The following is a 25,125-nucleotide window of genomic DNA, read 5'->3' as shown; positions in this document are numbered from 1 at the left end:
AGGAAGCCGCAGTTGATCCTGAGTAGCCCGATGAACCTTCTTCAGCTCATGCTCTCGGGTCTGTTCCTGGCGGTGCAGGTGGCCCCGGCCGCCATGGCCGGACCCGAGGTTCGCGCCACGGTGCTCTCGATCGGTGACGGTGACACGATCCGGGTGCAGCAGGGCCAGCAGCGGCTCACGATTCGGCTGGCCTGCATCGATGCCCCCGAGATGGCGCAGGCTCCCCATGGCGTCAACGCCCGCCGTTACCTGCAGAGCCGGCTGCGGCTGGGCTCCAGCGTGACCCTCAGGCCCCAGACGGTGGATCGCTTTGGCCGCACGGTGGCGGAGGTGATCGGGGATGTGAACCTCAACCTGGCGCTGGTGGAAGACGGCATGGCGTTTGCCTACCGCCCATACCTGGCCCAATGCAACGCCAAGGAGTATCTGGATGCCGAGTTCCGGGCGTCCCGGAGACGCTTCGGGGTGTGGAGGGTGCCGGGCGGCATCACCCGTCCCTGGGACTTCCGGCGCGGCAGAACGTCGGGCCGAGCAGGCAGCGGCACCGAGTCGATTCCTGGTGGCCGGAGGTATCGCTGCAGTGAGATCGGCTCCTTTGCACGCGCACAGGAACTGCTGCGCCAAGGCCACACCTACCTGGATGGAAATGGTGATGGTGTGGCCTGCGAAAGCCTCCCCTGAGGGGACGGACACCCGCACCTTCTTGCTCTGGCCACCAACAGCCTGATGGTTGTGGTCCAGCCGATTGATGCTCCATCACCATGGCCCACCGGATCTGAACTGCTCGCCAAGGTCAAGGAACTGGCTGAAGTCTCCAAATCAGATCTGGTGCGGGAGGCGGGTACTGTCTGCACCAAGAAGGATGGTGGTGAAGGCCTGAACTTCACGGCGTTCTATGAGGCGCTGCTGGAAGCCAAGGGCGTGAGCCTGGGTGATGGCAACAGCAAGAGCAAAGGCAAGGGTGGCTGGACCTTGAGCTATGTCGCCACTGTGTAGGGCAACGGCAACCTGCTGATCGGCAAGGCGTACTCCGCCCTGCTGGACCTCAAGCCTGGCGATGAGTTTGAAATCAAGCTGGGCCGCAAGCAGATCCGCCTGGTTCCTGCTGGTGGGGCTGACGACGAGGAGTGAAGGTCGCTGGGCTGGATCCTCTGCGCTGATAACGGCTACAAGCTCACCCGTCGTTCCGGCGTCAGCAAGGCGGAGATCTGGGCCATCGGAGTGGCGGCTTGAAGGCCTGGTCGATGGGGAGCGAGCCTCTCAATCCAGCCCGCCCAGGCGGATCAGCGCTCCCACCACCACAAAGGCGATCGCCAGGGCAGTGGTGCCACGGATGTGCCAGGCCAAGCCACTGAGGTTGTCGTCTCTGAGGTTGGGGATCAGCCGCAGGCGGGCATGCACGGCCAGTGCCGCGGTACCGACCAGCAGCAGCAACTTGGTGCCCACCAGCAGGCCGATCGGGTTCTGTGGGTTGAAGAGCCCCTGGAAGTGGGGAAGGTAGATCCAGCCCATCCACAGGCCGGTGACCACCTGGATGGCGAAAGCGGTGAGGCCCAGCGGCTCGAACGTCTCCTCGAAGGCGCGGATCGGCGCCGCCCGACCCTCGCGCAGGGCGCGGGGCAGCACGCCCAGATCCACCACCAGATGGCCGCCGGTCCAGACCGTGGCGGCCAGGGCATGCACAATCACCAGCAGCGAGAACACAGCCGTCTCAACGAGGACTCGGCTGCTTGCACGATGGAGCCCGTTCGGGCTGTCTGACCATGACGGTGATCGTCGATCGGCGTGCGGCGCCGTTCATCCTGGGCTGTTCAAGGGCGCTGGGCAAAGCACCGATGACTGTGGGTAGGTGGCTGGGCTGGGCCGGCTTGGTGGCGCTGGGCTACGGCGGTGTCTCCCTGCTGGTGTTCCTGTCCCAGCGCTCGTTGATCTATTTCCCCCAGCCCGCCGCAGATCCATCCGGCCGGCTGGAGCTGCAGGTGGAGGGCAAGCGCGTGCTGGTGGCCCATCGCCCCCATCCGGGTCCTCGGGCGCTGATTTACTTCGGGGGCAACGCCGAGGACGTGTCCCTCACCCGCGCCGAGCTGGCCGCTCTGCTGCCCGACACAGCCCTCTACCTGCTTCATTACCGCGGCTACGGCGGCAGCGAGGGCAGACCCAGCGAAGCGGCCCTGCGCGCCGACGCCCGGGCCCTCTATGCCCACGTGGCCGAGCGCCACAGCGCGGTGACGGTGGTGGGACGCAGCCTTGGCACCGGGCCCGCGGTGCATCTGGCTGCCACCCGCCCGGTGCAGCGGCTGTTGCTGCTGGTGCCTTTCGACAGCCTGCTGGCGGTGGCCCGCGGCACCATGCCGTGGCTGCCGGTGGATCTGCTGCTGCTCGATCGCTGGGATGCGGCCGCCGAGGCGCCCCTGGTGCGCGCGCCCACCACGATCGTGGCGGCGGCCGTCGATCGGGTGGTGCCCACTCGCCACGCCGTCGCCCTGCACCGCGCCTTCCAGCCCGGTGTGGCAGAGCTGATTCTGGTGCCCGACCTCGACCACAACACGCCGATCCTCAATTCGGGGGCCTTTCGCGCTGCCCTGCAAGGCCAGGAAACTGGCCGTCCCCACAGCCGCTAGCAGTTGCTGAAGCTCGGCGGAGGTGACGCAGGAGTCGGTGGCTGTGGTGATGCGTGTCCTGGCCACGCAGGTGAGATTCTGCGGGAGCAGATAGCTCACCTTCTTGCAGCCGTTGGTCGCGCTGGGCTGCAGCACCACAGTCAGGTCTGGAATGGCCAGCTCGGCGTCGCTCGTCATCGGCACGACTAAGACTGTTGGATAGACAAGGTCAAACAGTGCGCTGTCCTGCACGACCACTGCCGGTCTGAGCTTGTTGGGCTCCGGGGGGTGTGGGTCTCGATCGGGGTCGCCTGGATCTTTGCGCCAATCGACCGTGACGATTTGCCCCGCCTTCAGCTCCACGCTTGTGCTCAGCGGCCGAAGGGCTCAGGTGTGGTCCAGTTGCCGATGAAAGACTTGGCGTCCGGATCGGCCGCGATGTGCTCGGCCACGGTTTTGCTCTGGGCCCGAATCCGTGCTCGCAGAGCCTCCATGGCGCTCAGCGAACTGCTCACCTGCAGGACGCTTCTCCCCCCTCGTTGCCGGCGGCGTACGGAAAAGGGAGCGTCGAGCTTTTGGTTGGTTTGATCAGCTGGGGTCATGACGGCAGCGGCTTTCGCCAACCTCATGGTCTGATGCTTCAACGTTAGACGTCATTCCGGTCTCGGCTCGATGGTGACGGCACCACCTGGCTTGGCCAGGTCAGGCATGGGAAGGCTGAGCACGACAAAGCCCGGTGACTTCGTCACCGGGCTTTGAAGGAGTTTGGCTAATCGGGCGGAGTGGCTGACGCTGGCACCTGGGGCCAGGTGACTAGAGGGACTTCCCGTTTGGTCCGGGGCACCTATAGCGGTGCAATGGACGGCGACGGCGTAACACGCCAGGGAAGCCAGAGATCCGATGAGAGTGTTGGAGCAGGGGCCGGATCGTCAGCGCGCTCCTCACACCTGCTCGGGTGGGGTGTCATCCATGCTCTGGAGCCTCCCGGTTCGTGATGCATTCACCATCGATCCGCCGGCCGCAGGCGGCAAGACTTTCCTGTCAGGAGGACACCGCTTGTGATCTGCGGCAACGGCTCTTCATGAACCGGTCGCTGTTCATGCCAACGGCCGCCCCTTCCAGGTCCAACCACGGCCGCTGAGGGTGCGCCACACCGACACCGGACCGATCGCGGCCACCACCAGGCCACCGGCTCCCATCAGCCACCAGAGGGTGAGCGGCACCTGGAACTGGCGGCGGGTCCACAGGCGCAGGACCAGTTGCAGGGCGATGCCCACCAGGGCGAGGGCCAGGGCAACCAGCAGAACCAACCGTTGGCCGGGCAGCAGCGCGGCCGCAATCGCAGCGGCCGGTGTCAGCAACCAGGGGCCGCTGAACATGAGCAGCACCACCGACGAGGCCGCCAGGGCCCTGGCCACATCGCCATCGAGGCCCAGCAGCCAGTTCTTGGTCCAGCCCTCCCAGAGGGAGGCGAAATCGCTGTACATGCGCAGCTCGAGCGCATCGAGCCCCAGCAGGTAGCGCAGGCGATGGCCGCCCTGCTTGATTCGCCGCGCCAGGGCCAGGTCCTCCACCACCTCTGCCGCCAGGGCCCGGTGGCCGCCGATCGCCAGGTAGGTGCTGCGGCGGAACAGCATGAACGGCCCGGCGGCGAAGGCCACCGGACTGGCGGGATCATTGGCGGCTTCGATCGGAAAGCCGAGCCCCAGCAGGCTGGCCATGATCGGCTGCACCATCCACTCCGCCAGGCAGCCGCAGCTCAGCCGCGGCGCCAGGCTGAACAGGTCGGCCCCGTCTGCGATTGCCTGGGCCAGGGCGCGCCGCAGGGTGGCCGGCTGCAGACGCACATCGGCATCGACGAACAGCACCCATTCGCTCACAACGTGCTCCATGGCGCGGCTGCAGGCCCAGTTCTTGCCCACCCAGCGCTCGCCCACCGGCCGGGCCCCGGCATCGAGCAGCGAGAAGCGCGGCTCCGTGGCGCCACAGGCCCCTGCCGCCTCCAGGGCGATCGCCACCGTGGCATCGCTGGAGCGATCGTCCACCAGCAGCACCCGCCAGTCGCCACAGGGGTCCTCGCTGCTCAGCAGGCTGGTGAGGCAGGCGGCGATGTTGGCCGCTTCGTTGTAGGCCGGCACCACAACCGTGAGCGAGGTGTTGGCCAGGGTCGCTGATGCGTCCGATCCCGGCTCCGGCCGTTCCGCCAGCCTGGGCGCCCGCGCAAACACCCGCGCCAGGCCGGCGATCAGGATCACCAGGCCAAGCGCGGCGGCGGCCATCGACAGCAGCGCCCAGGCGAGGGCCGTGGCTGGATCCATGGCGTAGCCCTCAGGATTGTTCAGCCCATGGTGGCCCGGCTCACGCATCACCCTGAACCGATCCAGGATTGGCGGATGACGACTGAGGCCCCCACTTCCGCGCCACGGTTGATCGGTGGTCCCGATGCCGCGCCGGCCACCGTGCTGCTAGCCCACGGGGCCGGTGCACCCATGGACAGCGCGCTCATGGCGGCCATCGCCAGCGGCCTTGCGCAGCAGGGCTGGCGAGTGGTGCGCTTTGAGTTTCCCTACATGGCCCGGATGCGCGAGACCGGCCGCCGCCAGGGGCCTGATCGGATGCCGGTGCTGCAGGAGGCCTTCCGCCAGCAGGTGCGGCTGGAGAGGGGCGAAAGCCCGGAGCGGCCGCTGTTCATCGGCGGCAAGTCGATGGGCGGGCGGGTGGCCAGCCTGCTGGTGGATGAACTGGCCGCCAGCGACGGGGTGAGCGGTTGCCTGTGCCTCGGCTATCCCTTCCACCCGCCCGGCAAGCCGCTGCAGCTGCGCACCGAGCACCTGGCCGCCCTGCACACCCCCACCCTGATCCTGCAGGGGGAGCGCGACACCTTCGGGCGGCGGGAGGAGGTCGAGACCTACAGCTTCTCGCCGCAGGTGCAAGTGCGCTGGATCCCCAGCGGTGACCACAGCTTCAAGCCCACCCGCAGTTCGGGCCTCAGCGAGGCGGAGAACTGGGCCACGGCGGTGGCGTGGAGTGATCAGTTTGTGCGGGGGATGCTGGAGGGGTGAGCCCTGGTCTGCCGGAAGGGAATCGGCACCATGGGTTCCATCCACGCCACGCCATCGTTACCGGCAGGATCCGCTGCCACTGGGAACGGAAGCCCAGCGCTCCCAAGTGTTCGGCCCCTCTACCGCGAGGTCCCGCCTCTGCCGCTCTGTGTCGGTTGATGCCCAATCGGTACGGGGGCCGGGCCTCCAACGGGACGTCTATATGGCTAAAGCCCTGACAGGCCTCAAGCCTGCAAGCAGCAGCAACAGATCAAACAATGCAGCGAATGCATGGCCCTGGCGGGAAGGGTGTTGTTGCCCATCCATAGGATCAACTCGCCATGACAGGCGGGCGCAATGATCATCTACCTGGAAACCCGCGAGGTTTTCCTGGAGCATGTGCGCCGTAATCGCATTGAGGAGGAGGTTGGAGAGCGGCTCAAGGCCCTTGCCGGTCGGCGGGTCAGCCCGGCAGAGGTGCGGGCCTGGCGTAATTCCTTTCAGTACGTCAGCCAATTCCTGCTGGCCCCCCAGATCCCTGCGGGGCTGGGGGTGGCGATCGAGTAACAGATCCACAACACCTCGCGCCGGATCGATCTGCCGCTCCCCGGACGAGCGACATGCGGCGGTGATCGTGGAGCTCAAGCAGTGGGAAACCGTGGATGCCACAGCCATGGATGGTGTGGTGCGCTCCGTCGTGGGTGGCGGCCCACGGGATCTCACCCACCCCTCCTACCAGGCCTGGAGCTACTCCTGCCTGCTGGAGGACTTCAACACCGCCGTACAGGAGCACGCCATCGCGATCACCCCTGCGCCTACCTTCACAACTGCAGCGACGGCAGCGGGGTTCTCGCGGACTGCTACCAGGACTACCTGGAGCGGGCTCCGGTGTTCCTCAGGCATCACACCGATGAACTGGTTGGCTTCCTGACCCGCTGCCTTACGCAGGGCGATGGCGGCGAGACGATCAAGCGGACCCGTGATGGCCGGACCCGGCCATCACGGCAGCTGGCGGAAGTGTTCGAGCAGATGGTGCTTGGAAACAGTGAATTCACCCTGATCGAGGAACAGAAGGTCGTCTATGAGCGAGCCCTGCAGTTCGCGAGAAAGCTGCGGCCCGGCAAGCGCACCGTGCTGCTGGTGCGGGGCGGCCCTGGGACCGGCAAGTCAGTGGTGGCGATCCACTTGATGGCGGCCATGCTGCAGAAGGGGCTCAGCATCCGCTACGTGAGCAAGAACGCCGCCCCGCGCACAGTGTTCAAGGCCAAACTCACCGGTCAGCTTCGGCGCACCCGTTTCGACAACCTCTTCTGCGGATCGGGTGCCTTTGTTGACTGCCCCCCGGTTTGTACGACACCCTGGTGGTCGACGAGGCCCACCGGCTGAACCGCTTCAGCGGCCTTTATGGCAACCAGGGAGAGAACCAGGTCAGGGAGATCATCAACGCCAGCCACCTGAGTGTGTTCTTCCTCGATGAAGACCAGCAGGTCGCCTGGAAGGACATCGGCACAGAAGCCGAGATCCGCGAGCACGCCAGCCAGCTAGGCGCGCAGGTGGTGTGCGATGAGCTGCCTTCCCAGTTCCGCTGTGCCGGCTCCGATGGCTATCTGGCCTGGCTGGATGATCTGCTCGGCATCCGCTCCACCGCCAACCCGGAGCTCGACCGGGAGGTGTTCGACTTCCGCCTTTTCGATGACCCGCAGAGCCTGCATACGGCGATCCGCCACGCCAATGGCAACAACCGCGCCCGGCTGGTGGCCGGCTACTGCTGGAACTGGGCCTCGAAACGCAACCCGGATCTCAGCGACATCGTGATCCCCGAGCATGGCTACGCCGCCCGCTGGAACCTGGCCTCGGAGGGCAACACCTGGATCATCAGTCCCACCGGCGTTGAGGAGGTGGGCTGCGTGCACACCTGCCAGGGTCTGGAGGTCGACACGATCGGCGTGATCATCGGGCCGGATCTCCAGTTCCGAGGTGGCCGGCTGCTGGCGAATCCCACCACTAGGGCCCGCAGCGACAAGAGCCTGAGCGGCTGGCGGGCCGCCATGGCCACCGACCCGGAGGGCACCGAGGAGCGGCTCAGCCGCCTGATCCGCAACACCTACCGCACCCTGATGACCCGCGGCATGAAGAGCTGCTGGGTGTTTGCCTGCGATCCCCAGCTGCAGACCTATTTCCGCGAGAGGTTGGATCCGTCTGGCGATTCTGGCTAAATCCCCGGCAAGGGCCTGACCCTCACGCTGCAGCCTGCGGCAGCTCTCCCTCCACCAGGAACAACTCCCGGGGGAAGCGATGCACCGTCCCGTTGTCATGGCTCAGGAAGGACGCGTGATCGGCGTTGACCTCGGCGGTGATCTCCACCTGATCAAACGGCGTGGAGACCAGTGCCGCCGGCGTGAACACCCCCACCTGGACCAGCGGCTCACTGCTGCGGGCACTCAGGTATTCAAACGCCTCGATTCCCTCCTCCCGCATCCAGGTCCCCAGCCGTTGGGTCGGTCCGTAGTGCCGTGGGTCCCGCAAGACAGCCTGGGAGGCTGCGTCGGCCAGATCCTGTAATTGCAGTCCCCTGCTGGTTTGCAGCAGCACAGAGAACAGGGTCTGCCGGCGACGTATGGGCGCCTTAGGCGGTTCGCTGAATCCTTCCCAGAACAGCAGCGCGTAGTAAGCCCCCTCCACCAACGAACCGATGCGCGTGCGGGAGCCGTAGAACATCCCTCGATGCTCCAGGCCCCCGAAGCGGGAGCCATGCCGCAGGGGCGGGTAGCGGAACGGGGTGGCGAGCAGCGGATGGCTCGCCAGCAGGGAGGGCATCGGTGGCTTGCTGCGTTCCACCAGGGCCTCCAGCCGCGCCAGCTGGTCCAGGTCATCCACGAGGGGGCCCAGCGCATCGATGCCCTGCTGCTGCACAAGCCGCAGCACCGTTCCCGCCAGGGGGACCTCCTCCGTGGCCTGCACGATGGCGAGCAGATCCATCGCCGTCAGAGGCGGGCGCGCATGGCGTCGAGGTAGTGCACGATCTCCACCAGATCCTCGGTTCGCTGCACCTGCTCCGCAGGCACGCCGCCGGTGTGGCGGTTGGCGGTCTGAAACCAGTGGCGCATCTGCTCGCGGTCATTGCCCACCAGCACCGCCAGGCTCCGGTACAGACGCACCACCAACAGGGCCAGCTCACCGGTCTTGGAGGCAGGGTCGATGCCCTTGCCCCGGGCGAAGAGCGAGCGATCGCGACCCAGCACCCGCGCCAGGGCCGAGCGGCTCAGCGCCAGCTCATCAGAGGCCCGCAGCACCGCCTGGATCAGCAGCTGGGCATCCGTGAGCGGAGCCGCTGCGGCGGCGAGCGGTGGCGAGCGATCAACTACAGCCATCAACCCGATGCAATTGCATCAATGATAGATGGTTTGTGGGGGAATCAGCAGGGAAGAGCCGAAGGCGCGGCCTGATCACCAGCGTTTGGGGCCGATGGAAGAAGGGGGCGTTGGTCTTGAGGCAGGGAGGGCAGCAGCGCCAGCAGGCCCAGACGACGAGCGAAACAACCCTGCCAAAGGCGAACCTCCCCGCCCAGAGCCCATACCTGCTGCCAGGTTTCCCGGCAACGCCAGCGCGCCGTCATGACCCTGCCCCAGCTGATGCCGCTGTTGGCGGCTGCGGCGATCGTCCCATGCCCAGCTCCGGTGAAGGCCCAGCTGGATGGTCTCTACCGCTGTCAGGTGGCGCGGCAGGAGCTGCGCGGTCCGATCGAACTCAAGAGCCAGCAAGGCCGCTTCACCGATGGGCTTTACCAGAAGCTGCGGCGCGCCTGTGGGCTCGATCCAGCCAGCGGGCGTTTTGTCGACTTCGATCTGTTCAGCGGCACCCAGGTGTCGACCTTCGGTGCCTAGGTGCTGGGCTGCACCGCCGCCCCCGGCGGAGGGCTGGAGGCCCTGGTGCCTGTGCAGGCAGACCTGCGCAACCGCCCCAAGGAGGCGCCGAAGAAGCTGCGCTATCAGCTGGTGGGCGGCCCCGCTGGCAGCTGGAAGATTGCCGGTATCATCTATTCCCATCCGGCTGGGTTCCGCCTCTCCAGCTATCTCGACGAGCTGCTGGCACCCCAGCCCTGAAGGCAGCAGCAGCGGCGCCTATCACTCGTTGGCAACCGCCCGCGCTCAAGGGTGGGCGTGACCGTGCTGGAGGTGAGGCGGCAGGGGCTGACCCTGATCGTCGAGCAGCACCACGCTTTCCTGCTCATTGGGGTCGGAGCGGGTGACGATGGCGATCGCTGGCTCGGTGGCGCTGAGGTTCACCGGTTGATGGGGAAGATCGGCGGGAATGAAGATGAAATCGCCGGCGCGGTTCACCACCCGCTGGCGCAGGCCAGCGCCATAGCGGGTTTCCACCGTTCCCTGCAGCAGGTAGATCGCCGTCTCGTAGTTGCGGTGGAGATGGGCTCGGGCCTTGGCACCGGGCGGGATCACGACGCGGTTGAGCGAGAGCGTGCGCGCCCCGCTGTTGGCACCGGAGATGCCCACGAAGCGCCCCAGACCCTGACGGCTGTCCAGCTGCGTGGCCGGCCGAACCGTGATCACCCCGCCGTCGCCAGGACGGCCGATCACCTCGTCCGTACGAGCAGGCGACGCCTGCGCCAGCAGCCACAGCCCACAAGCCAGGGCAAGTGCACGGCCATCCAACACCACAGTCACCTCCGCAATCGCTCCAATCTGCCCCAGATCAGATGCAGACTGACATTTTGGTGGTGGTGGCCACGCAGCCAGTTACGCCTGGTGATCCGGCCAAACAAGAGGTGCGGAGAGGCAAGAGCTTCAATGGCTGGAGCATGAGACGTCATCGTTCCTGGCAGAGGGGGATCTCGAGAAGGACGCCACCCCGCACCATGAAGCGGCCTGGCATCGCCAATTCACAGAGTGCTGTTGCAATCGGGATGGCCTCGACCGGCAGCGTGTCCTGGCTGCCAGGATCGAAACAAGCGCCAGCACGACGTCATGCCACTACCCCTGCTGTTGCAAGCGTTGATGGCTGTGGCGATCACCCCGTGCCCTGCTTCCGCGAAGGCCCAGCTTGATGGCCTCTACCGTTGGCAGGTGGCTCGGCAGGAGCGGCGCGGGCCGATCGAGATCACGAGCCAGCAAAGCCGATTCACCGATGGGCTGTATCAGAAGTTGCGGCGTGCCTATGCGCTCGATCCAGCCAGCGGTCGATTCGTTGACTTCGATCTGTTCAGCGGCACCCAGGTGTCGACCTTTGGCGCGAAGGTGCTCGGCTGCACCGCTCTTCCCGGCGGAGGGCTGGAAGCCCGGGTGGCGGTGCAGGCAGGCCTGCGCAACCGCCCCTCTGAGACACCGCAGCAGCTGCGCTATCAGCTGGTGCCGGGACCTGCAGGCACCTGGAAGATTTCCGACATCGTCTATTCCAGTCCGGCTGGATTCCGCCTCTCCAGCTTCCTGGCCGAGCTGCTGGCACCAAAGCCCTGATCGCTGCAGCCGCCGGTTGGATGCGTTGCTGGTGAAGCAGCAGGAGAATTGTCAGCTTGATGGCCCGCCTTCAGCGACCACTAGATAGCCCAAGGGGCTACCGGCAGCAGTGTTGCTGTGTTCTATTCATGCAGAATAGATCTAGGTAAAAGCAATAGCTCCATCCACTCCAATGACGAGAGTGCCATTAAGAAGATTCACGCTGTCCCCAGAAGTGGCACTGCCGATCCGTTCAATTCCTTGAAACGTCAATACAGCACTAGAGCCAGAGCGCGTAAGCACGCCTTCCGAAATCTGGTAAGTCCCAGCGTCAAGCAGCAGTCGATCAGTGCCAGCTCCGCCATTCGCGTTGACATCGCCAAAACCCAAGATGGCATCGTTTCCATTCCCTAAATCAACGATGCCACCACCTGTAAAACCTCCCAAGATGGCGTCAACCGTGTCATTGCCTTCTCCCATGCTGATAAACCCTTCGTTCCAGATGGCCGCCCCTTCTGCTCCTCTCACTCGACCCACAAGAGAATCATCATCTGCACCAGCATCAATGGTTCCCTGATTAAAAACACCAGCTGAGCCGCCTATGCCGACAATCTGATCAGCACCAGACCCAGCGTTTAGAATGCCATTGTTGATGTTAGAGATTCCATACCCACCAAGACTCTCGCCCTCCACAGCGTCGCCGTCTCGACCCATAAAGACTGAGCCGCCATCATTGAGCAAGCCCGAGGAGCCTCCATCAAGCGAACGTGCAATCAATCGATCGGACCCATTAGCAAAGTTAATCAGGTTAGAATTAACAACCCCAATCCCATTCTCACTATTGCCAATAAGGAGATCATCGCCTACATCAGTGAATATGATTCCGGCGTTAGAAACGCCATCTCCATTATCAGCTTCTCCCGCGATTGTGTCATCCTCGGAGCCAGTGAAGATGCGGCCCGATTCACCAATTGAGATACCAAGGCTATCACCACTGCCAACCACAGAGTCATTTCCTTCTGATGTCTGAATCAGTGATTCGTTCTGGATGCCGCAAGCCCCCCCTATTCCAACAACTTGATCAGACCCTTCGTCAGTATTGATTCCACCTTGGTTAAAGATTCCATAGCCAGCGCCCTCACCTTTAACAAGGTCGTTACCCGGGCCAGAGCCAATCAACCCACTATTCAGGTTAAAGATTCCATATTGGCCGCCCTTGCCAATGATCGCGTCATCACCCCTTGCCAAGAATAGATTTCCTCCGTTGTTTTCAATGCCAGCATCAGAAGTACTTGATCCTCTAACCGTGTCATCACCAGTACCACCATCCAGCAACCCACGATTATCAATTCCATCATCACCCTCGCTGCTTGCATTAACGATGTCATCACTGTCACCTAGAAAGATCACCGATGAGTTGATGATTCCATCACCATCTCGACCGATCGCCCTGATCGCATCGGCCCCAGAGGCCATATTAATGAGGGAGTCATTGAATAAACCAGATGTAACGCCTTCGGCCAGCAATACATCTTCCCCTCCTCCAAAGATAATGGAGCCAGAGTTGGTTACACCGAAGCCAGAGCCGCCTCGCCCAGCCAACACATCATTTCCATCACCTGTATTGACGATACCTAGATTGAAAATTCCGTTTTCGGACGCGCTTGCTGCAAATCTGTCATTACCTGTTCCAGCTTCCAGCGACCCTTCAACCGTCAGGCCCGTTCCAAGCGAATCCGTTACTCTGATGACATCGTCGCCAGCCAGAGTAGTGACGGCTTCTCCTAGAGGGATGAGAAGTTCTTCCTCAGTATATTCATACAAGTTCGAATTTTCGTTGAAGCTTAACAATGCGAGATTAATGCTCATTTCAACTAACTCAAATCTTTTTTAATTTACGCATTTTATTACCATACTGCCTTTCCCGCAACGAAGCCTGTGTTCAAACCAAGGCGTTCCGGATTCTTAACTAGAAGTTAATTGTTACAGGACTATTCCAAAACCATGCAACACCCCTATGGTTAAGTTTTGATTCAAGTGTAGCGTCGTGGATTTTTCTGAAAGCTTCACTAGGAACCAGCCTTGGTGGCCTTCCGCCTCCATTGGCCTTGAAGCAGGAGTGGCTCCCTTCTTCAACGAAGACGATCGCTCTCTCTTGAATCACACTGATTCAGCAAGAACAGATTGGTTACTCGACACTACGAGGATCTCCAATGACACACTCCCAACCCTTCAGTCTATCTCGGGAGTGAAGGTTGCTGGATCGAATCTAGAAGATCAGGTTCTTGAGGCTTATTATTCTATTAAAGCTGCATTCAGTCAGGACGAAATTGACGCCATCACGGGCACGCCAACCTCGATAGAAGGTGGTGAAGGTATGATTTCAGCTCGATTCCAGGAGCATTCTTGGATCACAGATGATGGCATCATTCATATTCTGCCCAACACTGGCGAGCTTACACTATACACAGCTGTGAATGGAGGGGAGACTTGGGATTCTTCGGTAGTCCTGCCAGGCTCAGATGCCTCCTCAACGTCCGATGGCGTGTTGATTGGGGACGAGTTGTACGTTGCATTTTCTACTGACTTTGGATCCATTGCCTTCTCTCAGCTTGCTTACTCTGATAGTGATGCTTCCTGGGAGATAGAAGCCACCGTCGATGTTGCTCGAGATCGATCAATGATCTACGAGAGACCGTCCGTTGCAAAGTCTGATGATGGAACTCTATTCGTTTCCTATACGGCAACTAACCGATTGACCGGTGACGTTAGCTTAATGGTTTCCTACAGCATGGATGGTGGGGCAAGTTGGGTTCAGGCCCCCCGCACCATCCCAAGCTCAACTGGTGATGGCCCAATTTCGGGGGAAGTCATTGTTACTGACAGGGGAGTTGGCTTGCTCTATAAAGATGGGCTGACATTGAAGTGGGCTGAATTCGCCTATCCAGACAGCACTGGATCTCGGATTACGAATCAAGTATTGATTGAGCTTGGCAACGACCAGCGCGATCCCAATGCGACTCATTTCAGCTCCGTAACTGATCCCGAAGGAAACATCCATGTTGCTACCAACAATGGAGAGGGACAGGTTGTCTATCTTCGCTATGATTCTACTGCTAACACTTGGAGCGAGCCAGAGGAGATTGTTAACTACCGAAGCGGCGACTACATGCAAATGAGCATAGCAGATGACGGCACACTCTATATTACTTATAACGCTAGAATAGGTCTCAACACAGTAGCCGAGGTCAGCTCCAGCTCTGATGGTGGTGTGACATGGAGTGTTGTGGCCAGGCTCAGCCAGGATGAAGTTGAGCAATCAGGGAACGTAAGGGTGGAAACTCCTGGATACATTGATGATGAGCTTCCTGTCTTTCAGCAAGTACAGTTGTCTCGAGATGATCAGAGTTTAGTTTTCTACGAAGTAGGCTAGCATACTCGGATAACAGTTTGGCGCTGTTTTCATCATTCTTGCTTGCGATAGAAGCCCGAACCGCACACAGATAATGATCGTAGATCAGCTCCACCAAGCCGAATAGCCGGCCTATGATCTCCGCACGTAACAGCGCGAGTATCGTCATCCGTTCGCGTTAGACAGTTCTTCCGTCCCCGTGGCGGCAAACTCTATAGCGATCATCGGTCGATTAGGATGAGATGGGTCTGATTCGCGACAAATTCACAGTCACCCAGAGTTCAGCCAATGCACTGAATGTGCTGGTAATGGATCCGAATAGCTCTGGGAGCCTCTATGTGCTTGTACCTACTGGCTGCAGCTTCTCATGGGGAATGAGGTGGCCAGAGGCTCCCCATGGACGCTCTTCTGTGATCGAACTGCTGCAACCAGAGAATTTGCTATCACGCCGTTGCTGCTGCTCCCTTTGTGTGGAGTGAGTCCATGCGTCACTATCTCAGGAGGCCCTACTCAAGACTTATCTTGTTGGCGCCATTTTAGATTGGCTCGGGATTTCACTCACAGGCCCCCAGTGCCACTCCACTCTTTGTGCCCTCTCGAGAAGCCCAATGCTATGGGAATGCCTTTCACCAGGAGTTAGGGCAGAGATGGTTTCGGCAATCAGGCCATCATTCGTTCCATCTGCCTGGAGCCGAGAGTAGCCAAACACATCAAAGTCCACAGCATACAGAGTATTCGCGAGATTTACTTCCTCCGGAGTGACGGCCTCCTCGGTGTTGCCGGCAGGATCTTGGGCTGCAAGAGTCTTGGTCGCCAGATCCTCGATTTCTGGCGGCAAATTCAGTTTTTGCGCAAGATTGCACACGTCGTTTCGTAGGCTTTCGCAGCGTACAATATGGTCAACCCACGGTTCTTGACCATAGTGAGAGAACCAGTGCATTGGCATTGAGTGAACGAACCGAGGATCGCGTAGACCGTGCCTGATCGGGACTTCTCGCATGTAAGTTGATCTGGATAACATTGTGGGTCCACTTTGATTTGCAATTCGTTCGTCTTCTTTGGAGTATTGACGGCAATACTCCTTGATCGCAGAGCGTAGTCTTTGATAGGGATTGCGCACTGCAGCAATGACGGTGTAGTTTCTTAAAGAGTGGTAAGCAGGGAAATGGATTAAATCATCAATGGGCAGGTGGGCCAAGTCAACGTGCCGTTTAAGTTTTTGACTGTAGGCAAAGTTGAAGTAACTTTCCATATCCTCAGGTTTTGAGCCTGCAGAAAAAACTGCACGCAACTCTTTGCCTGCGCACTTCGGGATATGAATAAAGACCAATCTGAGATCGTGCCTAATGATCATCGTCGAACGATTATTTCGTGTTGCAGTTCGATGATGATAGAGGCTTCCCTTGCCATTCTTCTGATCCAAAGCAAGCTTCGAAACAAATGATCCAGCCCTTCTGAAGCCTCCCAGGGAAACTCAGCAAAGGGCATCGCATCAACTGAGCCATGACCCTGCGATCGCAGGGAAGGGCTGGATTCATGGGAGGTCCTGCGGCTTGGGTTGGTGCCTACCAGCACGTGCACGATCAGGCAGCGCTCCAAGCGTCAAAAGATCATGGCGGAGAGGATGAAGCTGCCGCCTGGCAGGTGCTGATCGGTCTTTGCGAACCTTTTAACTGACATGGCACGAGTGAGGCCAACAGGGAACCAGGAAGACCACAAGGAAGGTTCCGAACCATTCATTTCGGCCTGGTCAAGCCGCTGGCCAGCCCCTGCGTACCGCTCACTCAACCAGATTGTTGGGCACCAACGACGGTCACACAACAGGCGAACTCCCGTATCTCTTCCCCCATTTCCAGCAGCCTCCTGAGCGTGTCCAAAGAGGCATCACGTCCGATCCTCACCCCTCGTCCCAACCGAATCCCTGATCGTCCCAGGCTTTCGGATCTTCGAGCGGTTCCAGGTGGGTGAGCACGTGGGTGCGTGGCAGCGACTGGGCGATCTCCCTCTCCAGCCGGTCGCAGAGATCATGGCCGGCCTGCACGGTCCAGTGGCCTGGCACGAGCACGTGGAAGGCCACGAAGCGGCGTGAACCAGCCACGCGTGTGCGCAAGGCGTGGAAATGCAACTCCGGCGTGGCGTAGGCAGCGAGCAGGTCTTCCAGTTGTTTCTGGTCGGGCTCGGGCAAGGCCCGATCGAGCAGTCCGGAGGCGGTTTCGTGCAGCAGCTTCCAGCCGGTGACCAGGATGTTGAGCGCCACAGCAATGGCGATCAGCGGGTCGAGGATCGTCAGACCGGTGAGCTTGACCAGTCCGATTCCCAGCACCACACCGAACGAGGTCCAGACGTCGGTGAGCAGGTGGTGGGCATCGGCCCGCAGCGTGATCGAGTGGAAGCGACGCGCCGCCCGCAGCAGCAACCAGGCCACCAGGCCGTTCAGGGCCGTGGCCACCAGGGAGAGCGCCAGGGCGATGCCGAGTTGCTCCAGGGGCTCCGGGTGCTGAAGTCGTCCCACGGCCGCCGTGATGATCGCCAAAGCCGCCACCACGATCAGAACACTCTCCAGCCCGCTGGAGAAGTACTCGGCCTTGAAATGGCCGTAGGGGTGAGAACGGTCGGCTGGCTTGGCGGCGAGCGTGAGCGCCCAGAAGGCGCCGAGCGCCGCCACCAGGTTCACCCCAGATTCGATCGCATCGGAGAGCAGCCCCACCGACCCGGTGAGCTTCCAGGCGGCGGTTTTGAGCACGATCGTGGCCACGGCCGCCCCTACCGAAACCAGGGTGTAGGTGCGAGGTGAAGCGAATCCCATTGATACTGGGCGCGGTGGCAGAAAGGCGCTCCCTGGCGATACTGATGCCGCCGGAGGGGATTGCCAAGCACCAAGGGTGCTCTGCGATGCAGGGCCTGAGGTGCCGGTGCCGCCTCAGGCGTGGGTGCCGCTTCTGGCGAAGGGTTCAGCCCGTCTGCCGGCTCTGCTGGTTGAGCTCGGCGGAGCTGCCCGCGCCACTCACGGCCTGCCCGCCAAAGGTGGCGGAGGTGAACACCATGACCAGCACCATGGACACCACCGAGAGGCTGCGGGTGACGGTCAGCAGCGACGTGCGAGAGGCGGAGACGTCGAAGCTGGGGGAGTCGGTGCAGCTGGACATGGAGTGCGGCGACGTAGCAGGGCGATGGGACGGTGTCGTTCTCCCCTTTGCTGGGACCATCTGCCTCCGTTGGCCCGGCTGCAGGCGCGGAGCCTTACCCGGAGCGAGGAGGGAAATCGGTTGCCGCCATAAGGGATGGGCTGAGTCCATCAACACCACGATGGGGTGTCCATTCACCAGAAGCCGAGAAGGCGGCTGTGACATCATTCCTCCTGATTCATGACCACGCAGGCGTTGCAGTTCTGAGCGGGTCGTACTACTTCTGCGTCATTTCGGCGAGTGCAGGCTCTGGGAACAGCCTGATCGTGGATGCGGATCCCCACGCGGCTCGGTTGAGGTGCCGCAATGGGGACCCGAGCGCGGCAGCAGACATCTCCCCACCCCAACCGGTCGGCCGCCTCGGTATGGGGCGAGGTCTATGCGTTGGCTGCGTTCGGGCAGTCCAGCGCGCTTCCCTTGGATCCCAGGTTGATCCAACAGATTGGTGCTGATCACAGCTGAGCCTTCCAGGCTCTCGCTTGCCGTGCTGGCAAGCACTGAGGCAAGGGCGTGGCGTGATCAATGGGCGCTGAAACCTGCTGCTCTCACAGGGATTTAGGGGTTGCAGGCTTCCGGTGGTGCGTGCGGTAGGGTTGGCTCGACGGGGCGTGGCGCAGCTTGGTAGCGCGGGTGCTTTGGGAGCACTAGGTCGCAGGTTCGAATCCTGTCGCCCCGATTGACTTTTCCGGGATTCGCCAACAACTGAGTACGACGGTTGTACGACGGGAGAGGCCCTTCTGGTCTCCTTCGTAAATCCGGGGCGGCCGCGCTGAGTTCAGAACCGCTCCCCATCCATCGCTCATCGCATTGCACCCTCTTGCTGGGCGCATCCCGCGAGCCCTCTTCATTCGCTCCATCTTCTCCTTCTCCTCTCCTGCTGTCGTGATGGCACCGCGACACCTTGACAACACTCTCTGACGTGGTGCCCACCGATCTCTCCACCCGAGATCTGGAGAAGCGATGGGGAATCAGCCGCAACGGCCTCAAGTCCCGAGCCCGTGCTCTCGGGGTTGGGCTGATCCGCGTCTCCTCAATCTTCACCACCTGGCCAGGAGCGTTCATCGAGCTCGGGGGAGGCTCCACGACCACCTCCAGTCAGGACAGCCCATAGGCACCTTCCCTGGCCTAAGGCCGGCGGCGGGTGATGGCAGTGCGAAGTCTGTGACACCATTTGGCGCCTCGGCGATCGTGAAGCTCCCTGGCAGCGACCTGGCAGCTGTGGTGGCGGCGATCCGGGAGGCGGCCTCAGCACCAGCATCAGATCCCTCCTCCGGGCTCGGGGGGTGGCGGAGGCTGCCGATAACACGCTGGTGCTCAACACCACCGATCTGGCCGCCCTCCTGGGCCAAAGGAAGACGTTCTAGCGGAGCGGACATGAGGCTTACGGCTTTCGCTTCGAGTGACACCACCAAGGCCGTCAGGTGATGTGGACGGTTTGCCCGCGCCATCACCCCAAGCTCCCCAGAAGGCGTGCGTTCCCTGCCTGGAGTCAATTCAACTCCCAGCAGTGAGCGGCGCGTCTGATTTGCGGCGGCGGCGTTTATCGATGTGGCCTGGCGGATGGCTGACACGACAGGGACCCGGCTGCTCCGGCAGATCCGCACCGGTTGAGCAGGGGGGGTAAAGGAGGCAGAAGTCTGCGCAGGGTGTGGATTGCCCCGCTGGAGCACCCACCCATTCATGAACATGTCACGCCGGCTCAGCCGAACCTCGCCCATGGGTCCTCATCCGTCTCGCTCATGAGTCTCACGCCCTCGGGGGGTAGGGGCGGTCCCTGCATCATCCCGTCGACCTGGACCGTGAGCATCTCCTAGCTCTCGGGGCCAACCCGGCTCTGCCCCTCCTCGCCGGGCCTCCCTCCTCCCTCGCGTGGGGTGCGGCGGAGTCGGGACAGAAACCTTCAACGTCCGCGGGATCCATTGGTGCACCCAGGTCGCAAGTTTCTGTCTCCGTCGGACAGAAACCTCCCTCCCCCTCGCCGGGACAGAAACTCTCAACGCCCTCGGGGGACTCACCTGGAGGTTTCTGTCCATTGGGTCCTGTAGGAGGTTTCTGGCCGATTCTCACGCCTACGGACAGAAACTTAGAAACCAGTGGGGGCCATGAGTCTCGGTCGTCCAGGTCAGTTTCTGTCGTACTTCCCCCTCCCCTCGCACACGCGAGGCTGAAGTGCTTCGTAGGCCGACCCCCCTTCTTCCCCGAGAGCTTGATCTCCTGCACCTGGACCATCCCGTCCACGACCCACCCGTCTAGGTACTTCCGGATGGCCTTCTCCTTCGGGATCCGGTCGTGCCCCTCGGCCTGGAGGTACTCCTTCACCCCGGCTTGAACAGCTTCCTTGCTCATCGGCTCCAGAGACGCCCTCAGCACCTCCAGCACCACCCCCGCCGGATCGAGGTCCCCATTCCTGTTCACCCCCATCCGGTACAGCGTCGGGGTCAGGTCCTTGATCTCGTAGTTCAGGTTGTGGTCCCTGGTAACCAGCAGCCTGTCCCGAGAGCGATCAAACCGGCTCTTCCCAATGGTCAGGATCCGGCTGTTGACCCCGTGCTCAGCCTCCTCGTCCTCCGTGAGCTCCTTGAGCCCCCAGGTCTCATCAACCGCATTCAGCAGCCGGTCCGTCCCCCGGAAGTCCGTCCCATCCTTCTTGTTGTGGTGGATCCAGATGATCGCTGCTGAGGGGAAGCCGTCCTCCATGTCCACCGCCCCGTTCCGCCTGGAGATGTCGTAGAGCGGTGCCGCATAGGCCCCCTCATTCTCAGACGGATCCCCGAGGTCTGAAACCGACCCTAGAGAGTCCACCACGATCAGAGAAGGCTGGACTGCCTTGACGATCTTGTTGAACTCATCCGGGAGATCGATGCGCCAGTCGCTGACAAGGTGGAACCAGGGGTCTGACCCATGAGACTCAATCCCCATCCGCATCAACTGAGCATTGAGGCGGATTTCACTCTGGTCCCCTGAGATCCAAAGCACATTCCCCTTCACGCACTGCACCGGGATCCCCCGGATGTTCATCACCTCCCCCCGGCCTACGGCTTTCGCCAAAGCCATCACCGACTCCGTCTTCCCCACCCCCCCTCTGGAGTGGATCAAGATCTGAGAAGGCTTCCTAAGGAATCCAGGGATGATGTACTCCTCCTCAGACACCGTCGTTTGCCAGTTCTTCGGCCGTAGCAGCGTGTTGCCCTTGTTCCTCTGGAACTCATTGTCGCGAGCAACCAGAGCCCTGATCTCCGAAGCCTTGTACTTGTACCTCCCACATCGTTCAGCAAGATCGATCAATTCAATCGACTGTTCAGCAGGGTTCGTCACTTCTTTAATGATCTTTCTGCATCGATCGAGGAACTCCCTAGAGTTGATCTCATCCCTCGGCACCTCCATCGTCCTCTGCGTCTCCCGCAGAGCCTCCGGATACATGAACCCCAGCTTCTCCGCTATCTCACTCACATAAGTCTCAAGAGCCTCCGGATCCGGCCTACCTGCATACATGTCCCCCGTCCGGATCTTATGGATAAAGTCCAGTTCATCACCCGAGACTTTGCAAGCCTTGCAGTCCCACACCCCGGTGTTTTTCGCATACTGAAACGACGTCCCTGAACTGCTCTTATGCCAGGGGCATCCGTTCTGCATCTGGGGATTCTCCCCACTTCCCTCCACCCAGTTGTAGTTTTCAAACTCCTTGTGGTTGAAAACCAACTCCTGCAGCCGTGGGATGAGAGCTGCTCTCACATCCTGATTGCTGAAGAACCAGCCCCTGATCTGCTTGGGCGGAACCTGCGTCTTCCCCGTATCATGCTTGATGGCTTTGAGATCCTCCTCATCTAGGAACTTCGACCCCCCAGTCGCCTTCGACTTCATCACGTTGATCAACCACTGCGGAGCTACCGCAGGCATTCCTCCGTTGTAGCTCAAAAACTTGTACCGCTTCCTTGTATCCGGATGGATACTCCCCGGCAGCACGCTCATACACTTGTTGTACCGGATAACAAAGTCCTCCCCCAGTCTCCCCTCATTTCTTCGATCTTGTTTGGAGTTAGTATCATTGAAGAACTTTCCATTCCAAGTTGCTGTCAGCGTAGTAATCCGCGCAAACAACGGCAGCAGATGCTCTGGAACCCTATAAAGCAACTGCCTCCTCCCTGGCTTACCCGACGTCCAGGCCATCGTCTTCTCCTCCCCATACGGCTCATACGCATCCCCCGCAGCCGTCTTAAATGCATCATCCGCATGAAAACCATCAATATCAATGGCCACCAATCCCCCCGAGAACGATCCCGTAACCACCCCCATCCCGGTGGCCTTGTAGTACGTCAGCACATCGGCAATGGCATCGACCTGCCTCTTCGGCTCCGTGCTCCACGCCTTCTTGAATGCATCCTTTCCCCGCACCCCCATCAGGTTCCACTCCTTCGGGAACACACCCAGCCTCGCCATCTGCACAGCCAACAGCCCCCGCCAGTTATGCGGCAGCGGCTTACCTTCGGCATTGGTCTCTACCTGCGTCTCGTGGGACGCATTCACGGCTGACTCCCATTGGGATGTCGGCACGTCCTCTTCAGCCGCTGCAGCTACAACATCAGACGCAGCTGCGGCTATATCGCTTGCTGCGGGGGGCGTCTGCATGATGGGGACCTCGGGGGGATCTTGTGAAGGGTCGATCGGCGATCTAGTCGTCATGATCAGAGATGTAGGTGAACGACGGAAGTGGACTTAGTCGGTGATCAGTCTTGGACTACATCTTGGTGATGAATCAAGACATCTATGTGCTTCAACCCGAAGCAGATCAGGTTCCTGGCCAGAAGCGATTTGCTGCAGCCCAGATCGGCGCAAAGCCGTTCCAGTGTCTGCATTTCAGTTCTGCCTAGGCGGACTCCGAGAACCGGACGACGGCCACAGGGAGTGGAGTAGGAAGAACGCGCATCGATCGAGTGGGTGAGTAGTCTTTGGGCGGGAATCATGGCGGGTGAATCACTGCTCAGGTAAACCTAGCCCCGGCAGAAAATCCATCAACTACAAGCTAGTCTCTACCCCCATAACATCAAGGAGTCTTTGGGGTGTAGCTCAGATGACACTGCTTTCTACATCCTGTATTCCCCTTGCCTAGCCATTGCCTTGCTCGTGTAGTCCATGAGGAGTGATGAACTACGTTGATCCCAAGACTCATACGTGTTAGAATCTACTAACTGAGACACAACTCGAAAGCGTCAACAACGCCATTCAGATGAGGTCATTTTGCTTCAACCCTTCAGCCGTGTTGCTCTACTCGACTACTGATGACATTGGCCTGATCAACACTGCTTCAAGCGTTGCTCTACTACAGCTGCCAACTGCCCCAGCACTATCAGTGTGATCGCTCCCCCGAGAGCGACGCGGAGAGCAAGCCACAGAACGACAGACCCTGACTCCCGCCCACTCCCCGCGAGGAAGAGCCTTTCCGACAGGCCAGGTAGGGGGTAACTTTGAGTATCAGATTATGTGTTCCATTTTGGCCTGTAAGTGCCTGGAGCCAAGGCACGTATTCCGCATCTGACCCTCCAACCCGCCCATCAACCAGGAAGACCAGTGGGCTAAAGCTGGAGCTGTGAGCAGACGCAGCAGGCACGAGATGGCCGAAGGGGATGTCGCCACTGCTGGATGGCCCGCTAAAACTGACGAAATTCAACTCGAACAGAAGCTGCAATGGCCTCAGCCACCCTGAAACCCAGACAACGGAAGGCCGTTTTGATGACGGCGGAGGGGATGCAGCTGCGTCACATCGCGCAGCAGCTGGGCGTTGGCTACACGACCCTTCTGTCATGGGGGCGGAACCCTGCGTATGTACGAGCGGTTGATGAGGCCTTGCAGCACATTGAATCCGAGGCAACGAAGGAGTTGCAGCAGGGCTACGGAGATGCGGTTCAGAAAGCCAGAGAGCTGCTGCAGTCACAATCCGAATCGATTGCTTTAGGGGCTGCAAAGCTGATCATCAACACCATGAACCATGTGGTCGAGCGTCGTGAGTCTGCTACTCGCTGGGCAGAACTATCGGAGCAGATTGAGTCCTTAGAGAAGCGTCTGGCACACAGCGAGGTCATGGCCTCGGCGCACGACGTGGACCTGGGCGAACGGGCGATCCAAACGCGCAGCATTGCCAATCTGGGTTAGAAGCCAATTGCACAGTGCTTCTTGCGGCCACATTCCCAATCGTATCGATCTGCGGGAACTGATCGTGGGAATGGCCAGGGCACTACCCCTTTGAGTGGTCTTCAGATTGCAGACATGACGTTCCTAAGGACATCATGCCAATGACTAGCTCAGTTTCCTTCTGATCTTGTTGATCCACAGGATGGCTGGATCCAGTCTTCCGTGTCTGAGCGTTTGCATGGCTGATTCTGGAGTGGCGAAACGGGCTCGTGCAATCCGTGTCAGTCTTCATTCAGCTGTGTAATCAAGAAGTTCCCCTCGCTTATCTCCCTAGTTCCTCTCTTTTACTCATATACATTTGCAAGTAATTATATGTCTTGTCTGCTCCTCTAGACATCATTCAGGGTCTCAACTACCGCCCAGTCGGCAGTCATCTAGTTCTCCTGAATTGCTTGACGATCTGCTCGCTTTGCCCTTATGTTGCTTTCAACCGATGAGACAGGACTGCGCCGCAGTCGCTCACTCTCGCCGGTCAGGCTCACAGCCTTGATGCTTGGAGCCAAAGTGTCTAATCCTTCTTTCAACAACAGCGCAACTTGCGCACCAGGCCTATGCATCATTGCTAGCGGCATTCTTTGCTGCGGCTCAACATAGAAACGCTCCCCCGAGGTCGTACGGAATCCAACCTTTACTGGTTGTGGTGCCGTCAACCGGTAGGTGCAAACGAGACGCCTGACGGTATTCAATCCGTTCAGCGCAGGGCATGCGGCCCCGTAGAGACACTCGTTCGGCCAAACGACGGAGGGGTTTAGCGGGAGGACGAGGGCAGCAGATGCCCGAGGACGGATCAAGCCGGTGCGCACCGTTGTGCGGGTCAACAGGCTTCCCGTGACTAAGTAACCTCAGCGTTGCGCCAACACACAACAGGCGCCCATACATGCGCAGGACAGTATCAATAGACGCTAAGTCTTCCTCCTGCGGGGCCTTGCGGCCCTGACGCGCTACGCCTTTCCTATGCCCACTGGGGCCCGGTGCAGCCGTCGCAGCGAGATCGAGCACGATCTCCATCCCTCTCCCCATCTCCCCAATGGTGGTTGAGCAGGGATGCGGTGCAAAACCGGCTTCCAGTCTCCGGATGGGACTGAAAAGAAGGGCAAGAACACCCGACGAACACCATCCACATCCCCAATCCACCTGCATGCCTTCCAGACCTCTTGGAGGTCACCGCGTAGCAGGCAAGGCGCAGCGAGCGTCCCCCTGTGTCTCTGCCAGGGGGCGTCTTGCTGTTTGGCGGTTCAAGTCCGCCTGGAT

22 protein-coding genes, 1 tRNA gene and 2 pseudogenes are annotated in these 25,125 nt (G+C 60.6%); 13 read left to right on the top strand and 12 right to left on the bottom strand.

Annotation, left to right across the window (positions count from 1 at the left end):
• The first annotated feature begins 30 nt into the window (after window positions 1-30).
• Together KBZ19_RS00120 and KBZ19_RS00115 are read left to right on the top strand one after the other, a co-directional pair.
• The gene (locus KBZ19_RS00120; protein ID WP_255099223.1) at window positions 31-681 is read left to right on the top strand and encodes a thermonuclease family protein; all 651 of its coding nucleotides are present in this window, start codon (window positions 31-33) and stop codon (window positions 679-681) included.
• 45 nt (window positions 682-726) lie between these two features.
• Window positions 727-1,131, top strand: a pseudogene (locus KBZ19_RS00115) (AbrB family transcriptional regulator).
• A 129-nt stretch (window positions 1,132-1,260) separates the two neighbouring features.
• On the opposite strand, the gene KBZ19_RS00110 reads toward KBZ19_RS00115, so the two are convergent.
• Window positions 1,261-1,689: a CopD family protein gene (locus KBZ19_RS00110; protein WP_255099222.1), complete on the bottom strand. Its 429-nt coding sequence runs from the start codon at window positions 1,687-1,689 to the stop codon at window positions 1,261-1,263.
• 74 nt (window positions 1,690-1,763) lie between these two features.
• Between KBZ19_RS00110 and KBZ19_RS00105 the strand changes: the two genes are divergently transcribed.
• Window positions 1,764-2,621 (top strand): alpha/beta hydrolase, encoded by an 858-nt coding sequence (locus tag KBZ19_RS00105; protein WP_255099221.1) that lies wholly within the window; start codon window positions 1,764-1,766, stop codon window positions 2,619-2,621.
• 48 nt (window positions 2,622-2,669) lie between these two features.
• Here the strand turns inward: KBZ19_RS00105 and KBZ19_RS15155 are convergent.
• The 3 genes and pseudogenes from KBZ19_RS15155 to KBZ19_RS00095 all read right to left on the bottom strand — a co-directional run.
• Window positions 2,670-2,963 (bottom strand): annotated as a pseudogene (locus KBZ19_RS15155) (type II toxin-antitoxin system PemK/MazF family toxin); the annotation flags it as partial.
• 8 nt (window positions 2,964-2,971) lie between these two features.
• On the bottom strand, window positions 2,972-3,115 hold the full coding sequence (locus KBZ19_RS00100) for a hypothetical protein (protein WP_255099220.1): 144 nt from the start codon (window positions 3,113-3,115) through the stop codon (window positions 2,972-2,974).
• Between the two features lie 582 nt (window positions 3,116-3,697).
• Complete coding sequence (locus tag KBZ19_RS00095) at window positions 3,698-4,918, bottom strand: glycosyltransferase family 2 protein (RefSeq protein ID WP_255100007.1); 1,221 nt, start codon at window positions 4,916-4,918, stop codon at window positions 3,698-3,700.
• Window positions 4,919-4,993: 75 nt separating this feature from the next.
• Between KBZ19_RS00095 and KBZ19_RS00090 the strand changes: the two genes are divergently transcribed.
• The 4 genes from KBZ19_RS00090 to KBZ19_RS00075 all read left to right on the top strand — a co-directional run bounded on the left by KBZ19_RS00090 (window position 4,994) and on the right by KBZ19_RS00075 (window position 7,857).
• Window positions 4,994-5,662: an alpha/beta family hydrolase gene (locus KBZ19_RS00090; RefSeq protein WP_255099219.1), complete on the top strand. Its 669-nt coding sequence runs from the start codon at window positions 4,994-4,996 to the stop codon at window positions 5,660-5,662.
• A gap of 336 nt (window positions 5,663-5,998) precedes the next feature.
• Window positions 5,999-6,208 carry a hypothetical protein gene (locus tag KBZ19_RS00085; RefSeq protein ID WP_255099218.1) on the top strand — a complete coding sequence of 70 codons (210 nt, stop codon included), beginning with the start codon at window positions 5,999-6,001 and terminating at the stop codon, window positions 6,206-6,208.
• A gap of 321 nt (window positions 6,209-6,529) precedes the next feature.
• Window positions 6,530-7,027, top strand: coding sequence for a DNA/RNA helicase domain-containing protein (locus tag KBZ19_RS00080; protein ID WP_255099217.1), 498 nt, complete (start codon window positions 6,530-6,532; stop codon window positions 7,025-7,027).
• Window positions 6,988-7,857, top strand: coding sequence for a DUF2075 domain-containing protein (locus KBZ19_RS00075; RefSeq protein ID WP_255099216.1), 870 nt, complete (start codon window positions 6,988-6,990; stop codon window positions 7,855-7,857). Before KBZ19_RS00080 ends, KBZ19_RS00075 begins: the two co-directional genes overlap by 40 nt.
• Before the next feature lie 22 nt (window positions 7,858-7,879).
• Here KBZ19_RS00075 and KBZ19_RS00070 read toward each other — a convergent pair whose 3' ends face one another.
• On the bottom strand, window positions 7,880-8,620 hold the full coding sequence (locus tag KBZ19_RS00070; protein ID WP_255099215.1) for an RES family NAD+ phosphorylase: 741 nt from the start codon (window positions 8,618-8,620) through the stop codon (window positions 7,880-7,882).
• 5 nt (window positions 8,621-8,625) lie between these two features.
• Window positions 8,626-9,012 (bottom strand): MbcA/ParS/Xre antitoxin family protein, encoded by a 387-nt coding sequence (locus KBZ19_RS00065; protein WP_255099214.1) that lies wholly within the window; start codon window positions 9,010-9,012, stop codon window positions 8,626-8,628.
• 243 nt (window positions 9,013-9,255) lie between these two features.
• On the opposite strand from KBZ19_RS00065, the gene KBZ19_RS00060 reads away from it, so the two are divergent.
• On the top strand, window positions 9,256-9,525 hold the full coding sequence (locus KBZ19_RS00060; protein ID WP_255099213.1) for a hypothetical protein: 270 nt from the start codon (window positions 9,256-9,258) through the stop codon (window positions 9,523-9,525).
• The gene (locus tag KBZ19_RS00055) at window positions 9,526-9,744 is read left to right on the top strand and encodes a hypothetical protein (protein ID WP_255099212.1); all 219 of its coding nucleotides are present in this window, start codon (window positions 9,526-9,528) and stop codon (window positions 9,742-9,744) included.
• A gap of 45 nt (window positions 9,745-9,789) precedes the next feature.
• On the opposite strand, the gene KBZ19_RS00050 is transcribed toward KBZ19_RS00055, so the two are convergent.
• Window positions 9,790-10,323, bottom strand: coding sequence for a cupin domain-containing protein (locus KBZ19_RS00050; RefSeq protein ID WP_255099211.1), 534 nt, complete (start codon window positions 10,321-10,323; stop codon window positions 9,790-9,792).
• A gap of 300 nt (window positions 10,324-10,623) precedes the next feature.
• On the opposite strand from KBZ19_RS00050, the gene KBZ19_RS00045 reads away from it, so the two are divergent.
• Entirely contained in the window at window positions 10,624-11,112 is a 489-nt protein-coding gene (locus tag KBZ19_RS00045) for an ABC transporter substrate-binding protein (RefSeq protein ID WP_255099209.1), read from the top strand.
• Window positions 11,113-11,253: 141 nt separating this feature from the next.
• On the opposite strand, the gene KBZ19_RS00040 is transcribed toward KBZ19_RS00045, so the two are convergent.
• Window positions 11,254-12,960, bottom strand: coding sequence for a hypothetical protein (locus KBZ19_RS00040; protein WP_255099207.1), 1,707 nt, complete (start codon window positions 12,958-12,960; stop codon window positions 11,254-11,256).
• Window positions 12,961-13,138: 178 nt separating this feature from the next.
• Here KBZ19_RS00040 and KBZ19_RS00035 point away from each other — a divergent pair, with 178 nt between their 5' ends.
• Entirely contained in the window at window positions 13,139-14,524 is a 1,386-nt protein-coding gene (locus tag KBZ19_RS00035; protein ID WP_255099206.1) for an exo-alpha-sialidase, read from the top strand.
• 496 nt (window positions 14,525-15,020) lie between these two features.
• Here KBZ19_RS00035 and KBZ19_RS00030 read toward each other — a convergent pair whose 3' ends face one another.
• From KBZ19_RS00030 to KBZ19_RS00020, 3 genes are all read right to left on the bottom strand, one after another.
• Entirely contained in the window at window positions 15,021-15,926 is a 906-nt protein-coding gene (locus KBZ19_RS00030) for a sulfotransferase family 2 domain-containing protein (protein WP_255099205.1), read from the bottom strand.
• A gap of 474 nt (window positions 15,927-16,400) precedes the next feature.
• On the bottom strand, window positions 16,401-17,309 hold the full coding sequence (locus KBZ19_RS00025; RefSeq protein ID WP_255099204.1) for a cation diffusion facilitator family transporter: 909 nt from the start codon (window positions 17,307-17,309) through the stop codon (window positions 16,401-16,403).
• Window positions 17,310-17,454: 145 nt separating this feature from the next.
• Window positions 17,455-17,649: a hypothetical protein gene (locus KBZ19_RS00020; protein WP_255099202.1), complete on the bottom strand. Its 195-nt coding sequence runs from the start codon at window positions 17,647-17,649 to the stop codon at window positions 17,455-17,457.
• Between the two features lie 641 nt (window positions 17,650-18,290).
• On the opposite strand from KBZ19_RS00020, the gene KBZ19_RS00015 reads away from it, so the two are divergent.
• A tRNA-Pro gene (locus tag KBZ19_RS00015) sits at window positions 18,291-18,364 on the top strand.
• A gap of 1,103 nt (window positions 18,365-19,467) precedes the next feature.
• Here the strand turns inward: KBZ19_RS00015 and KBZ19_RS00010 are convergent.
• The gene (locus KBZ19_RS00010) at window positions 19,468-22,314 is read right to left on the bottom strand and encodes a bifunctional DNA primase/polymerase (protein ID WP_255099201.1); all 2,847 of its coding nucleotides are present in this window, start codon (window positions 22,312-22,314) and stop codon (window positions 19,468-19,470) included.
• A 1,056-nt stretch (window positions 22,315-23,370) separates the two neighbouring features.
• On the opposite strand from KBZ19_RS00010, the gene KBZ19_RS00005 reads away from it, so the two are divergent.
• Window positions 23,371-23,835 carry an RNA polymerase subunit sigma-70 gene (locus tag KBZ19_RS00005; RefSeq protein WP_255099199.1) on the top strand — a complete coding sequence of 155 codons (465 nt, stop codon included), beginning with the start codon at window positions 23,371-23,373 and terminating at the stop codon, window positions 23,833-23,835.
• Window positions 23,836-25,125: the final 1,290 nt, after the last annotated feature.

The organism is Synechococcus sp. L2F (assembly GCF_024345695.1).
Taxonomy (GTDB): Bacteria; Cyanobacteriota; Cyanobacteriia; order PCC-6307; family Cyanobiaceae; genus MW101C3.
The sequence above is the reverse complement of the archived record's forward strand: the minus strand, read 5'-3'. Positions and strand labels throughout refer to the sequence as shown.

Coding starts and splice junctions, on each gene's coding strand:
- KBZ19_RS00120 (WP_255099223.1), top strand. CDS start 31: ATGAACCTTCTTCAGCTCATGCTCTCGGGTCTGTTCCTGGCGGTGCAG.
- KBZ19_RS00105 (WP_255099221.1), top strand. CDS start 1,764: ATGACGGTGATCGTCGATCGGCGTGCGGCGCCGTTCATCCTGGGCTGT.
- KBZ19_RS00095 (WP_255100007.1), bottom strand. CDS start 4,918: ATGGATCCAGCCACGGCCCTCGCCTGGGCGCTGCTGTCGATGGCCGCC.
- KBZ19_RS00090 (WP_255099219.1), top strand. CDS start 4,994: ATGACGACTGAGGCCCCCACTTCCGCGCCACGGTTGATCGGTGGTCCC.
- KBZ19_RS00085 (WP_255099218.1), top strand. CDS start 5,999: ATGATCATCTACCTGGAAACCCGCGAGGTTTTCCTGGAGCATGTGCGC.
- KBZ19_RS00070 (WP_255099215.1), bottom strand. CDS start 8,620: ATGGATCTGCTCGCCATCGTGCAGGCCACGGAGGAGGTCCCCCTGGCG.
- KBZ19_RS00065 (WP_255099214.1), bottom strand. CDS start 9,012: ATGGCTGTAGTTGATCGCTCGCCACCGCTCGCCGCCGCAGCGGCTCCG.
- KBZ19_RS00060 (WP_255099213.1), top strand. CDS start 9,256: ATGACCCTGCCCCAGCTGATGCCGCTGTTGGCGGCTGCGGCGATCGTC.
- KBZ19_RS00045 (WP_255099209.1), top strand. CDS start 10,624: ATGCCACTACCCCTGCTGTTGCAAGCGTTGATGGCTGTGGCGATCACC.
- KBZ19_RS00040 (WP_255099207.1), bottom strand. CDS start 12,960: ATGAGCATTAATCTCGCATTGTTAAGCTTCAACGAAAATTCGAACTTG.
- KBZ19_RS00025 (WP_255099204.1), bottom strand. CDS start 17,309: ATGGGATTCGCTTCACCTCGCACCTACACCCTGGTTTCGGTAGGGGCG.
- KBZ19_RS00020 (WP_255099202.1), bottom strand. CDS start 17,649: ATGTCCAGCTGCACCGACTCCCCCAGCTTCGACGTCTCCGCCTCTCGC.
- KBZ19_RS00010 (WP_255099201.1), bottom strand. CDS start 22,314: ATGCAGACGCCCCCCGCAGCAAGCGATATAGCCGCAGCTGCGTCTGAT.
- KBZ19_RS00005 (WP_255099199.1), top strand. CDS start 23,371: ATGGCCTCAGCCACCCTGAAACCCAGACAACGGAAGGCCGTTTTGATG.